At 48.5% G+C, this 13,150-nt stretch carries 10 protein-coding genes; 4 read left to right on the top strand and 6 right to left on the bottom strand.

Annotation, left to right across the window (positions count from 1 at the left end):
• Window positions 1–16 precede the first annotated feature (16 nt).
• Genes NU09_RS04255 through NU09_RS04245 form a run of 3 tightly spaced genes read left to right on the top strand, consistent with a single transcriptional unit; the run spans window position 17 to window position 2,650 of the window.
• Window positions 17–1,180, top strand: a complete 1,164-nt coding sequence (locus NU09_RS04255) for a hypothetical protein (protein ID WP_129750024.1) — start codon at window positions 17–19, stop codon at window positions 1,178–1,180.
• Between the two features lies 1 nt (window position 1,181).
• Window positions 1,182–1,868, top strand: a complete 687-nt coding sequence (locus NU09_RS04250; RefSeq protein ID WP_242501822.1) for a PRTRC system protein B — start codon at window positions 1,182–1,184, stop codon at window positions 1,866–1,868.
• The gene (locus NU09_RS04245) at window positions 1,868–2,650 is read left to right on the top strand and encodes a PRTRC system ThiF family protein (RefSeq protein WP_129750022.1); all 783 of its coding nucleotides are present in this window, start codon (window positions 1,868–1,870) and stop codon (window positions 2,648–2,650) included. Before NU09_RS04250 ends, NU09_RS04245 begins: the two co-directional genes overlap by 1 nt.
• Before the next feature lie 77 nt (window positions 2,651–2,727).
• On the opposite strand, the gene NU09_RS04240 is transcribed toward NU09_RS04245, so the two are convergent.
• Genes NU09_RS04240 through NU09_RS04230 form a run of 3 tightly spaced genes read right to left on the bottom strand, consistent with a single transcriptional unit; the run spans window position 2,728 to window position 6,839 of the window.
• Window positions 2,728–2,994, bottom strand: coding sequence for a helix-turn-helix domain-containing protein (locus tag NU09_RS04240; protein WP_242501821.1), 267 nt, complete (start codon window positions 2,992–2,994; stop codon window positions 2,728–2,730).
• 22 nt (window positions 2,995–3,016) lie between these two features.
• Window positions 3,017–4,840: a UvrD-helicase domain-containing protein gene (locus NU09_RS04235; RefSeq protein ID WP_165357658.1), complete on the bottom strand. Its 1,824-nt coding sequence runs from the start codon at window positions 4,838–4,840 to the stop codon at window positions 3,017–3,019.
• Window position 4,841: 1 nt separating this feature from the next.
• Window positions 4,842–6,839, bottom strand: coding sequence for an ATP-dependent nuclease (locus NU09_RS04230; protein WP_129750019.1), 1,998 nt, complete (start codon window positions 6,837–6,839; stop codon window positions 4,842–4,844).
• Between the two features lie 249 nt (window positions 6,840–7,088).
• Between NU09_RS04230 and NU09_RS04225 the strand changes: the two genes are divergently transcribed.
• Window positions 7,089–7,445 (top strand): DUF983 domain-containing protein, encoded by a 357-nt coding sequence (locus NU09_RS04225; protein ID WP_129750018.1) that lies wholly within the window; start codon window positions 7,089–7,091, stop codon window positions 7,443–7,445.
• 108 nt (window positions 7,446–7,553) lie between these two features.
• Here NU09_RS04225 and NU09_RS04220 read toward each other — a convergent pair whose 3' ends face one another.
• The 3 genes from NU09_RS04220 to NU09_RS04210 all read right to left on the bottom strand — a co-directional run bounded on the left by NU09_RS04220 (window position 7,554) and on the right by NU09_RS04210 (window position 12,989).
• Complete coding sequence (locus NU09_RS04220) at window positions 7,554–8,420, bottom strand: T9SS type A sorting domain-containing protein (RefSeq protein WP_165357657.1); 867 nt, start codon at window positions 8,418–8,420, stop codon at window positions 7,554–7,556.
• A gap of 336 nt (window positions 8,421–8,756) precedes the next feature.
• Window positions 8,757–10,706, bottom strand: coding sequence for a sigma 54-interacting transcriptional regulator (locus NU09_RS04215; protein ID WP_129750016.1), 1,950 nt, complete (start codon window positions 10,704–10,706; stop codon window positions 8,757–8,759).
• 18 nt (window positions 10,707–10,724) lie between these two features.
• Entirely contained in the window at window positions 10,725–12,989 is a 2,265-nt protein-coding gene (locus NU09_RS04210) for a tetratricopeptide repeat protein (RefSeq protein ID WP_129750015.1), read from the bottom strand.
• Between the last annotated feature and the right edge of the window lie 161 nt (window positions 12,990–13,150).

The following is a 13,150-nucleotide window of genomic DNA, read 5'->3' as shown; positions in this document are numbered from 1 at the left end:
ACCTAATTTTAAAGCTATGGACTATGCGACACCTAGTATCAGGGCAGCTATGCCTGCCCCAAAACAAAAGACAAAAGCTGCTGCACAAAAACGCAGGGCAGTTCCTGCTGTCCCTAAAGCGCAGAAAGGACTCAGCCGAGGTGCTTTCCGACCGCCTGCAATCAGCCCCTGCCCCCCTGCTGCCTATGGTTTTCTGAATACCCGCTTCCTTCCGCAAATTCCCGCGCAAGGGACGGGATGCGAAAAGGAAAAGGCGGGCTTTTACCAAAACTTCGCCCTCCTGTGCAGCCATTACGGCATTACGCCCATTGCCACGGACACCCTGCCCTATCCTTATGGCAGGGAGGTAGCCCTGCACGAGGCGCGCCGATTGCTGAGGGAAGCGCATCGCGGGTGCATTGCGATTGATTTTGAAAAGTACGATGACGGGGCTGCCTTCCTTACCGCAGCTGAAAGCTATGCCACCAACAGCACCCTGTACTATATCCCTGTAACCCCGTTGTATCAGTTAATGCGGCAGCGGAGGCGAAAAGGCGAAGCAAGGCTGTTGCTCTGCATCCTTGCCTACCTCTACCATATCGCAGGCGTACCGTATTACAGGGATGAGGGCAGCTACCTGTATTGGAATTATGAGATGCTCGCCCAATGGATTGAAGATGACCCTCAGGACAACGACTGCCCTGACCGCTACGCCGCCGAGGTCAGCGCAGCCTCCCATATTGGGCAGGTTATGTTACGGCGGTTACGGAATCCCGTCCACCTGAATAATTTCGGGGACTGGCTAAAGGGCTTTGCTCCGGGTGATGATTTCGCAAGGCAGTGCGCGGCACTCGCCAAGCGCGCCTTTGGGCTGTGGCAGGACTATCCCGAGGCACATCTTTACCGCCATGCCGATACCGACTGCCTGCCCGACCCCGATGACGGTTATGAGGATAACGACTGCATCACCATGGAGAAATACATCGGCTTTGTCGCCACAACCAAAGGGGGTTTGTATGAGAGCCTTGAGCAGTGCATCAATTCCGAATTCAACGAATGCCAGTATATTCAGGAGCCTGTACTCAGGCGTTGCTTTGACGGGCGCACACAACAGGATGACAGCCTTGATTTTGAGTACCGCCTTTTCCCCCTTATCGATGATTTATGCTATATCTTAAACAATCCGGATTATGACACCTGATATGATGCTCTACCACCCTGCCTGTGCCCTTGTGGTCTTTACCGCAAAGGGCAGCGCAAGCCCCTATATCGAATACTACGATATGGATGAGGCAGGCAGCCCCGTAAACCCACACCCGCTATCGGTAAGGGAAGCCCAAAGCCTTGCCAAAGCCCTTGATACAACAGGGCAGGCTGCAAAAGCCTTTCTTAAACCAGAAGGATTCCTGCCCACAGGTGTGCTGCACATCGACCCTTCAGGCAATGGCAGCGTGCTTTGGCACACCAAGCCACAAATACAAAGACTGCATTTTACCGAAAGCCTCGGACTGGAAAGCTGCGAGGTAAACCTGCCTGCCCTTGTGTGGAAAGCCGACAGAAAACAGCTGCAACTCTTTGCCCTTGTCACCAAAGCCAAACCTAAAGCCAATACACCTTTGTACCACGCCCCCTTCTTTAACTTCTACAGCAATGGCAACGTATGTATGGGCAATGTCGATATCCGAATCGGTAGTGCGGCAAGCCTCGAGGAATTTGTAAAGGCTTGGGAAAGCTATTTTTTCGGCAGTTATTTCAGCCACCATATCGACAGCCATAACCCTGTAAAAGGCAACCTAACAAGCCTGTATAGGGATTTGATGGACAAGGGTCACCCTTTCCCCGCTGATGCGCTTGTAAAAACCCGTTTAACCGTTAAAGACCTTCTGTGATGCAAACCAAAACCAAAGCGCATTTCCTTGCGCCCGAATTATTAAACCCTGCAAACCCCGTAACCGTATGCCTTATCGGGGCAGGCGGTACAGGTTCGCAGGTGCTGACCGCACTCGCGCGGATGTCCCACTCCCTGCAAGCCCTTGGGCATGCGGGGTTTCAGGTGAGCCTGTGGGATGATGATATAGTGACAGAAGCCAACCGTGGCAGGCAGCTCTTTGCCGATTGCGAGGTCGGCTTGCCGAAAGCTACTGTCCTTATTGCCCGAACCAACAGGTTTTTTGGGACATCTTGGAAAGCCGTTGAAAAGCCTTTCAATAATAGTACAGCGAAAGAACGGGCAGCTATCTATATTTCCTGTGTGGATACCGCGGCAGCACGTTTTGAGATTGGCGAAGTACTTAAGGAGGTTAGACTGCAAAGGCACTATTCGGATATGCCGAGGTACTGGATGGATTTTGGCAATGCGAAAGATACAGGGCAGGTTATACTGTCCTCTATCGGTAACATTGAACAGCCAAAATCAAAACTATACGATACAGTAGAGAGGCTGCCTTTTGTGACCGATGAATTTAAAGAGCTGCTTTTGCGGGAAGAGGATGGGGACTTGCCAAGCTGCTCCCTTGCCGAGGCCTTGGAAAAGCAGGAATTGTTCATTAATTCTGCGTTGGCGCAGATGGGATGCGGCCTGCTATGGCAAATCTTAAGAAATGGCTTTACCCTGCAAAGGGGTCTATTCCTCAACCTGCATAGCCTCGTTTCAGCACCTTTAAAAGTATGATGTGCGCAATCCCTTTTGGGATGGCGCGCCTTGAGTCTGTAATGTTCCATAGGATTTTTTATCCTTGGAAATCATTACTATCTATGGCGAAAGGCTACGAGGCTGGATAGCAGCTCCTGCTTCTTGTAATACACCCTGTTACCTATACCGTATGCTGTGATCTTGCCCGCCTTTGTCCAGTTCCAAAGCGTAGTGATGTTGACTTTCAGCAATGCGCTGGCTTCCGTACGGGTAAGAAGTACATCCGGCTCGCTATCGGCAAGCCTGTTTTTGAAATCATCCAGTTCTGCCTTTACCGCCTCCCTAATCATGTCCTGCAATTGCTCGGGTGTGAGCTGATGCAATAGTAATGTTTTATCCATATATTTAACTTTGAAGCAGCCCTGACCATATTGGAATATCTGATTCTGGAACTGCCATTTTCAATATCTTGGCCGGTCGCGATATTGCGACGTAGATTACTCTTAATTCCTCTTTATAGTTATCTTTTAAATTTGAGTGCGGCGTTGACAAAATTGTACTGTAGTTGGTACTTCCAGCCTGTTTGCCAAGCAAAAGAAGGACGGCTTTGAAAGTCTTTCCCTTTGCCGAATGCACAGTTCCGAAATAAAAAGGGTGCAATGTTGCACTATTGCTGTCTTCACCAAAATACTCCTCAACAAGCATTCCTGCTTTCGATAATGCTATATTCAGAAAAAATGGATAGCTACCAGTGTGCAGTGCCGTATTTGCCGCCTCGACCCATTGCCTTATTGTCAGGCCTGAAGTTGCAGGGAGGCTATGGATAAAAGAGAAAACCTCTTTCCTATGGGCAGACATACCTAAGCGCTCAATGCGTTCATTTATAAATTTAATGCTACAGTGAAAATCTTCCTGTATCCTTCTTTGCATTGCCTCAAAATAAGCTCGCTCCATCAGCGCATAACCCTGTGCAAAATTACCATTTTCATAGAGATGCTTGCCCTTTAACAGCGTCCGGACATGATAATGTTTTGCAATCCAGGGTGATTCCCTATACGGCTGTTCTTTTTTTCCAAGCCCTAAATACTTTGCATTAGCTGCCCCCCTATAGAGTACTGCGACATTATTCTTATCAATCGAAATGCCTTCGCCGGTGCATTGTGCAAGGAAGGCATTGAGCAATATAGTAAAACTTGCGATGCTCTGTGCCTCGGTAATTACTGCTGCATCCTTCTTCGTCGCTTTTTTAACGTTGATATATCCTGTTATTTCAGGCGCAATAGTACAATCCCGTACTTCTTCATTTACAGCTATTATGCGCTCGAAAGATGAAAGATTCCTGAAAAAATTACAGATAAGCTGCGAGCTGCGGCGGTTCTCTTTAAGAAGTATCTTATTCCAGGCCTCAAATTTGGCGTCAAACAGTTCCGGTTTGGCATCGTTCCATTCAAAGATTGACTGGTCTCTGTCGCCCACCAGCATAATATTCGCGCAGCCCGCATCATGCAACAGATCAATAATTGCCATCTGCACTTCAGTGGTGTCCTGGCACTCGTCTACTAAAAGGTGCGTGAATTTATGAGCAAGGTTGCGCGTAATCATAGGATATTTCCTGAGTACCTGCAGGGCGACATAGTTAGCATCCGCCTGGTTGGCGTAGCCTTTCTTGAAAAGCCGCTCTTTGGAATCGATAATGCCCTTTATGAATCCGTTAACTGTCTTATCGTTTTTGTAGTATTTTAGTCCAAAGAAAACTGATTTAAAATGAAACGCCTGATAGGGCGCTAATGGGATAATTTCACCTTTAATATTATAAGTTGTTCTGTCGAAATACTGGTCGTAGTCCCTTTCATAGCGCTTGGTATTCCAAGAGCCATGGGGTTCTCCTACAAGTTCCGGCCTGGAAGGGCAACCCATGATAAGGTGACCGAACGGCAGAAATATAAAGGTATTGATAAAACTATCAATGGTTCCCAAAAAATGAGGGAACAATAGCGGTACATTACTTGCAAAATCACTTTTGAGCTTTTCCTCAATCTCCAGGCCCGCTGTATTGGTAAAGGATATCACACCCAGACGTATCTGCCCCTCACCTTCCTCTCTAAGCAGCCGCGAGATACGTGCCGCTATCGAATAGGTCTTGCCACTTCCCGGGCATGCCTTAACGACAACCGTGCCCTCATTGAAGTTAAGGACCTTTTTCTGATCCCCTGATAAATGCGCATACATGCTATAATGATTTGTTGACCACCCACCTGATGGCATTCTGTAAATAGGTTGGAACGATAAAGGCCGCATTTACCGCAGGGTCGGTCTCCAATAGATAAGCCAGGCTCTCGGCCAGCTCCGACTTGTCCTTATTTGATTTGAGCTTTTTCAGCAGATCCCTGCAAAACGGATCAGTGGCAGCGGAAGGGTCCACATAGTTCGCCGAATGCATATCGTTGTAGACAGCGGCAATGGTAGCCTTATTGGCTTCTGCCGTTGCTGCCAGCTCATACTCGAAAGTATTTTTAGCCAGTTCTACATGCAAATGGTGTTTTTTTAAACCTAATGCTTTCGCAGCCCTTGCTGAGATGGCACCTGCTTTTGCGGCAAGCACGGTTTTTATATGTGCCTCATGCGTTTCGAATCCGGTAACGCTGTACGATTTTGAACTGTCGAAATCCACTATCCTGTTTGTGGGGTCAATATGTCCTGCTATCTTAAGTTGTGCGAAGATGGCGGTAGCGGTATTTTTATCTATACTCTCGGTCTCCGATCTTAAATCCCCTTCCTTTACAATACTTTGATCATCGTCTGTTATCAGGCTGCAATAACTTGCCAGCCTCTTGGTCGGTTCGTCATCATTGAAAAGGTTTGCGAAGGCCTCAAAGGCCACTCCATTGATATTTACGATCTCAATGCCGTTCTTGTCCAGGTCATATTCCTCCCCCATGCGTCTGGCCATCACAGGTAGTAAAAGGGCTTCTGAAATCCCTTCCACCAAGATGACCCCATTGGCAAAGAACAACTGTGATTTGGTCACATCAAGAAACTTTTCCAGATAGCTCTTATTCTTTGGCGAAAGTGCCGAGCTGCGGGGAGTAAATACCGAGGTTTTGTACTGGTCGCACTTTTGGATGATCAGAAGGTTGTCAAGATCTGATTTGGCCGTAATGGTCGGGGAATGGGAAGTTATAAATATCTGTATCCCCAGGCTCTGCAGGGAATTCAGGTAATTAAAAAACGTATTTTGCCTTTGGGGATGAAGATGAGCCTCTGGCTCTTCAATCAATAGCGCATAATAATGCTCTATCTTCTGAGCCCTCCTGCTGCTCAGGTCCCCCAAGACTGTTGCGGCAAGGATAATATTATTTTCCCCTAGCCCGTTCTGCTCAACATCAAAAAACTTTTGCAGGTGTACATCCGCTCCAAGAATGTCTGTAGCGTACACCTGCTTTCTGGTCAATAATCCTCTTACGATACTGTCATACTTATATTCCAATAATTTTAAGTGAATCTTTGATTCCCTTCTCTTTATATCGGCATTCTCAAGATGGGTATTGATGAAATTCTGTCCTGTTCCTATAAGCCCGGTCCAGTCATCATTTTGGAGCACTGTCTCAATGGCACCTGCAAGCTCGGCCTTTTTCTCTTTAGTCAGCCTTATCTTGGTTGGCGTACCGTCACTTTGCTTCTCATATTCAGTCAAATCCTTAAATAACGAAGTCACTTTGTTACTATTTGAGTAAGGCCGCAGTTCCTGAACGGCATTACGCAGAGGCTCCAGATAAGAATAATAGATCTGTTGCATTTCCATCATGTTAACCGGGTTATTGTGGCCGCCGGTAATATTCCACTTCATCTTGGAATTACCGAGGCTATCATCTATTTCATAACGGAAACTTAGCCGTAATGCTATTTTAGAAGCGTCGTCTGGATCCTGCCATAGCAGTGAATGGAAAAACGAGCTGTCATCAGCAGATTCTATTGCGAATTCAAGCTGGAACTCAATTGGCTCGGTCACGTCGGAAACGGCACTCCTCTCCACGTAAAAATCCTCAGGATTGCGGATGCCTATGTCCCGCCATTGCCTGCCCAAGCTAAGGCAGATCCTTAAGGTATCAATGACGGCACTTTTACCGGCATTGTTTTCCCCGATAATTATATTTACTCCTTTATTAAAATGGGTCTCCAGCTCATAGATTGACCGGAAACGCTTTATCAATAATCTTTTAAGATACATAAGGTGTGTTTTAGTAATCGTAATATTAGTAGGAATTAGCGTAATATTATGAAAAAATGTTCAACAAATAAGGTTGCTTAAATAGATTTCTTTAGTTCTTCTAAAATACGCAAAATATCTAATGATAAAATAATACTTCGATAGCCCGATTTGTACTATTAAATAGCAAAAAAAACGCACCTTTTCCTGACATTTATCCCCGAACTTAGCGGATAAAATTGTTTCAATGGCTAACTTAAAAGGATTGCTATGCAACTAATTAAAATAATGCAGTGCAAGTGCCCCAATTGTAAGAAAGGGGAGATATTTGAGAGCTCCGGCAACATACTGCTGCTACGGATGCCAAGGATGCATGTATCCTGCCCTAACTGCGGTTTCCGATTCGAAAAGGAAACAGGGTTCTTCTTTGGCGCCATGTATGTCAGCTACGGGCTGGCAGCGGGGATAATGATTGCTGCGATCGCACTTCTGTGGGGGATCCTGGATTTGAATCCGCTCTGGGTATTTATCGTAATAGCAGTGCTGATAGTCTTTACCAGCACGTATAACTTTATGCTTTCACGGACCATCTGGATCTATTTCTTCTATGAAAACAGGGATCGTTAGCATCCGCCCCATTATAATCCGAAGGCGCGTTATGCCCTTATGGCCAACGCGCCCGGTCGGAGAACTATTTGCTCTTGCTTATGTCCGGCCTAAAAACCGCTTAGGTAATTATTCCCTTATGACCATGCGTACGGCACTGCCGTTTTCGCCTGTTAGCCTTACCAGGTAAGATCCTGAGCGAAGGCCTGAAATATCCACTGCGGTGGTGTCGGCATTGAGTGTCCCCTTCAGGAGTTCCTTACCGGTAAGGTCATAAATCAGGTAGTTTCCTGTTATACCCTGCGGGATTGTCATGGTAAGGATGTCCCGGGTCGGATTGGGATAGAGCAGGATCCCCCCCATACCCTTAGGGTCGTTTATTCCCGCCACAATGCAATCCGGATTCTCCAGTACATGTATGACCAGGGAAGGACTAAAATTCTCAGGGCACATGTACGGTGCCGCCATTACCAGGTAGTCACCCGGTTCGGTAATCTCATAACTCGTGGCACTAGCACCCTGGATCGGAAGGCCGTCCTTATACCACTGGGCCACGGTGAAGGGTTCATTGATGGAATTGCCGATAGTATCGCCCGGGCAGAGCAGATAGCCGCCAAGGTCGGGGTCAAATACCACATGCTCCGACGGGCTGTGGATTACCGAAAGTCCTGTCCAGTCCCATGAATCAATAAGCAGCGCGTTGGACTCAAACTCCTGGCCGTCTTTGGTCACCTTCACCTTTAGTTCAGTAACTGAATATGTGTACCAGTCATAGGTAAAGGAAGGCAAGGTAGCACCGGCAATTGCGGTATAATCCCCCTGTGAGGGCCAGTTCCTGAAATACCACTGGTAGGTGTCATAGACCTCGCTGCCGGTGATGGTGGCCGTGCCGTTGGAATTCGGGCACAGTTTGGTGTCGCCCTCAATTACGGGATTCTGTGCATTGGCAGCCATGCAAGTGGCAAAGAAGGCCAAAGCTAATAATGTTCTTTTCATAGTATAAAGCATTTTTTTACGGTGCTAAAACTACAGTAATATCAATGCAAATAGCTGTCCGGACGCACCTAAATAGTGTGACATATGCCATAAAAAAAAGGACATATTTAGACAATAAACTGAAATTCAAAACCTTAAACCACTAACTTTTGGTTAGTATTTTTTACTTCTCGTTGCAATTTGCCAGGATGAAAATCCATAAGTGCTGAATTTCCTAAAGTAAAGACCTACATTTCACGTTTTGCAAGTCCGGATAACACCGATGATTTTATCGCTTTTGCGCGGAAAAATGCCTCGCCGTGCTATTTTTATGCATCAGGGACACGGAAGATACGCTCAGGATCCTGTATTTCTGCGGATGCCGAAACGCTTCATTTTGGAATGCAATGTGGTAGGTGGCAGCCCCAGTAGTTCTGCCGCCCCGTCAGGTCCCCAGACCTTGCCCCTGCACTTTCTAAGGGCTTCCAGTATGTGGTCGCGCTCGTTTTCATCTATGGATTTGAAGGCGCCCCCTTCCTCGGTTACGATAAAGCCATGGTTGTCGTAATTGGGAATCTCCAGCCGGTTAAGCTCATCGCCGCCGCAGACCAGTACCGCCCGTTCCACCAGGTTCTCCAGCTCGCGGATATTGCCCGGCCAGTGGTAGTTCAGTGCCTCATTGAGGCCTTTTTTGGAGATGCCCTTTACCGCCTTATCCGCTTTATGGTTATAGATGGTAATGAAATGGCTTATCAGCAGCGGGATATCGTCCCTGCGTTCCCTTAACGGGGGCAGGGTAACAGGAAATATGTTGAGACGGTAAAACAGGTCCAGCCTGAAGCGGCCCGCGGCCACTTCTTTTTCCAGGTCACGGTTGGTTGCAGCCACCACCCTCACATCAATCTTAACGGGGTCATTGCCGCCGATACGGTCGATTTCCTTTTCCTGGAGCACCCTAAGGAGTTTGGCCTGGAGCTCGGGAGGCATCTCCCCGATCTCATCCAGAAATATGGTTCCTTTGTCGGCCTTCTCGAATTTGCCGATCCTCCTTTCCACAGCCCCGGTAAAGGCACCTTTCTCATGGCCGAAAAGCTCCGATTCGATCAGGTTGAAAGGCAGTGCGGCGCAGTTTACACGAACAAAAGGCTGTGACCTGCGCGGTGAGAGCTCATGGACACAATGCGCAAGGCGTTCCTTTCCAGTACCGCTCTCTCCCAGAATCAGCACCGAGGTATCCACAGGGGCAACATGGGTAACGTTATCAAATACATTCAGCAAAAGATGGCTCCTGCCGATTATGCCCTCAAAGTGTGCTGCTGCCAGCCGGGGTTCGTTCTTTTTTTGTTTTGCCAGCTGCGCCGCTGTATCAAGGTTATGGTGCGACTGCTGGTCGGTCTCCATCATGTCCTGCATGGCTGCCCTCAGGGGATTGCTCAGCCGCTCCAGAAGGGTGATCTGTGCGCTGCTGTAGGCGTCTTCCTTACGGCTGAAGAAAGTAAAATAGTAGCAGCTGCCGTCGGAAAGGGTCATGGGAAGCAGGAACATGGAAGCCAGGCTGAAGGTCTCGGCTATAAGCCTGCGCACCGGGTGTTTTACCAGCATCTGCTCGAAGGCCTCACCCACAAAAAAACTGCGCGGCTCATCGTGGGTATGGGTGGGCTCAAGGTTAGCGATCTCCTCCCGTGTGCGCCTGGTGATGACCTCGAATTCAGGCATACCTATGTATTGGTATTCATCAAAGCCGATGCGCAAATAGCTCATGAAATTCGTGGGCACGGTAGCGGAGGTCGTGCAGGCAACAAGGTAATCAAAGGAGAGAAATGCCTGCAGCGCCTTTGCAATGGACAGCATCTTCTCCTGTACACTGTCTTTGGTCTGGATGACACTCAGAAGCCCGAGCCTTAGTTGTTCTTCTTTTTTTACGGCCGTCTCCAGACCGTTCTCATGGCGGTAAAGGGCTATTTCAAGGGTTACCAGCAGGTCTTTTTCCCGAAAGGGCTTCACTATAAACCCGTAGGGCTGGGTCGCTTTGGCCTGCATCAGGACCTCGTGATTGGAATTGGCCGAGACATAGATGAAGGCAATATTGCGCTCGTTGAGCACCTGGGCAAGTTCTATCCCGGAAGAATCGCCGCTGAGCTGTATGTCTACCAGTGCCAGTTCAGGCTTCTCACGTGCAATGAGTACCAGTGCCTCAGGCACTGACCTTGCCAGCCCGCATACGGTATAGCCCGCTTTCTCAAGCATGATCTGAAGGTTATTCGCCTCTATGAACTGGTCTTCTACGATTACTACTTTTAGTGACATGGTTTTTCGGGGTTTGAGCTATTGTTTGTTTGGGGTAAAGATCAATTGCTTGTACTGGAAGGCCACCCGGACCTGTGTCCCTGCGCCGGTAGTTACTTCCAGGGTTCCCCCCAGGTCATCGGCAAGCCCTTTGATGAGTTTCATTCCCAGCGATTGGGCATTTTGAGCCGAGAAGCCCTCGGGCATTCCGCATCCGTTGTCGGCAATTACCAAAAGGAAGGTATCCTCTTCGGTGTGCTTCAGGGTTATTGTTATGGTTCCCTTCTGATCAGGGAAAGCATACTTAAAACAATTGGTTATTGCCTCATTGAGGATTAGCCCGACCGGAACGGCCTGGGAAACATCCATGGCCACATTCTCCACCGAAATGCTGAACCTGACAGAGCGCGGCAGGGCAAAGCTTTCCTGGAGGTAATCCACCAGCTCATTCACATACTCGGGCATACGGATGGCGGTAAGGTTGTCGGACATGTAGAGTTTCTGGTGTATGAGCGACATGGACTGTATCCTGTGCTGGCTGTTCTGTATGGCGTCAAGGGCGGCCTTGTCCTTTAGGAAATAGGATTGCCCGTTGAGCAGGCTCATTACAATGTGAAGGTTATTTTTAACCCTGTGGTGAATCTCCTTCAACAGCCATTCCTTCTCTGCCACAAGCCGGGTAAGGGTATCATTGCTGGTAGTGATTACCTCTTTCTGATGCTCCAGTATGGTGTTGATCTTTTGCTTATTGCGATAACGGCTATAGAAAAGCCCTGTGGTAAGGGCAAGTATGACAGCACCGGCAATACTCATATTGCGGGTGGTGTTGGACTGGGAAAGCCGGGTATCCTGCACACTGGCCTGATACAGCAGCTCCCTGTTCTTTTTTTCCTTGAGCAGCAAATCCCTGTCTTTTCTGAGCACGTCGTATTTGACCTGCAGGTCTGCAATCTGCTGGCGGTTCTTCTCACCGAACATCGAATCCCTGTATATGTAGGCAAGCTTGAGGTTTTGCATGGCAGGCAAAAAAGCGGACTGTGCGGAATCTATCTGGTAGAGCTGCTTGTAGATCTGCAGGTAGGTGATCTTACTCTTATTTTTTTTAGCCACCTCTTTGTACTGCTCCAGATATTCCCTGGCTTTGCCATATTGGCCGGTTGAAAAGTAGTAGCGGGCCACAGGGGCGTAGAGGTTGCTGGTGGTAGAAGCAAGGGGCGCGGCATCAATAATGCCCACGGCCTGTCGCACATATGCCACGGCACTGGAATAGTCCTTAAGGTCACAGTAGATCTTGATGGATCGGAAAATCGCCGAGCTTCTGGAGACCGGGCCGATAAAAGTCCTTTTTTGAAGCTTTTCCAGGTAAAGGAGTGCCTCTTCTCTGCGGTTCATATCCACAAGCACCTGCGCGGCGTTGCTGATGGCAGAGGTGCCAAGATCATCAGGGATGTAGCCCTCTAAGATAGCTACCGCCCTCTGGTAATGGGCAAGCGCCTTGTGATACTCCCCGGTGGTATGGTAAAGCCTGCCCAGGTTGTTTAGCGCATTACCGCTGGTATAGGAATCCGGGTCTGCCTTTTCCGCAAGTCGTAATGCCTGAAGGCCGTAATCAAAAGATTCAGGGATACTTCCCATGAAATAACTGGCCCCGGAAGCCTCAACAAAGCTTTGCGCAAGCTCTTGGTCATGCCCCCTGATGCCCTTCAGGGCTTCGAGGCTTTTCTGGTGGCACACAAGGCTCTCCTTATACTCGGTACGGCTCAGGTGCATGGTGCCCAGTGCCCGGAGTGCCTTCCCTTGCCCGAGTTTATCATCGGCGTTTTTGTAGATTGCCAGGGCTTTTTCGGCCATGGCAAGGCGGCTCTCATCCGCTTTTTCATCATAGGAAGTGGCCGAGAGCAGCAAAGATTCAGCCATTCCTGTCGGGTTTTTCGCTTTTTGGAATAATGCAAAGGCATTGTTCGCGTCATCCTGGGCCTTCTTGTAATCGCGCTGCTGCTTTGCCATTTCACCCTTTAAAAGGAACACATACGCCTGCCCGGTTGAATTGTCCGGGGACAAGCGCCCTATTTTCTGCGCATAGTAATAAACACTGTCAGAAGATTTTGGAAAACGCCGACTGCGGGAGGCTTCCACATGCCAGTGCCCTATTTCAGCCAGACCGGCCCTGGTGAGCGAATCATTGCCTTTTTCCTGTGAAAGTGCCTTATGCAGGCGCGACAGCGTTGTGACACTGTGTTGCTGCGCTGACGCAGGCAGCATTGCCGATAGGGCTGACCCAAGCAAAATATACCGTGTTCTCATGGTAATTGTTCTTAAATGAATGATCCGTCCCTGGCAGGTACGTATAGCTATCCTTTTTTTGGTACATAGCCCCGCGCCCTACAAAGCATCAGAAATTTAAGAAAAAAATATGATATAAAAAAATGATTGCAGCCCGCCCCGCAAATACCTGATGAACCGCG

This window comes from Flavobacterium beibuense (assembly GCF_004151245.1).
GTDB classification, from domain to species: domain Bacteria; phylum Bacteroidota; class Bacteroidia; order Flavobacteriales; family Flavobacteriaceae; genus Flavobacterium; species Flavobacterium beibuense_A.
Note: the sequence above shows the minus strand (reverse complement) of the source record. Positions and strands in the feature narration are given on the sequence as shown.

Excerpts from the sequence above, each read along its gene's own strand:
- NU09_RS04255 (WP_129750024.1), top strand. The coding sequence starts at position 17 with ATGGACTATGCGACACCTAGTATCAGGGCAGCTATGCCTGCCCCAAAA.
- NU09_RS04250 (WP_242501822.1), top strand. The coding sequence starts at position 1,182 with ATGATGCTCTACCACCCTGCCTGTGCCCTTGTGGTCTTTACCGCAAAG.
- NU09_RS04245 (WP_129750022.1), top strand. The coding sequence starts at position 1,868 with ATGCAAACCAAAACCAAAGCGCATTTCCTTGCGCCCGAATTATTAAAC.
- NU09_RS04235 (WP_165357658.1), bottom strand. The coding sequence starts at position 4,840 with ATGTATGCGCATTTATCAGGGGATCAGAAAAAGGTCCTTAACTTCAAT.
- NU09_RS04230 (WP_129750019.1), bottom strand. The coding sequence starts at position 6,839 with ATGTATCTTAAAAGATTATTGATAAAGCGTTTCCGGTCAATCTATGAG.
- NU09_RS04225 (WP_129750018.1), top strand. The coding sequence starts at position 7,089 with ATGCAACTAATTAAAATAATGCAGTGCAAGTGCCCCAATTGTAAGAAA.
- NU09_RS04220 (WP_165357657.1), bottom strand. The coding sequence starts at position 8,420 with ATGAAAAGAACATTATTAGCTTTGGCCTTCTTTGCCACTTGCATGGCT.
- NU09_RS04215 (WP_129750016.1), bottom strand. The coding sequence starts at position 10,706 with ATGTCACTAAAAGTAGTAATCGTAGAAGACCAGTTCATAGAGGCGAAT.
- NU09_RS04210 (WP_129750015.1), bottom strand. The coding sequence starts at position 12,989 with ATGAGAACACGGTATATTTTGCTTGGGTCAGCCCTATCGGCAATGCTG.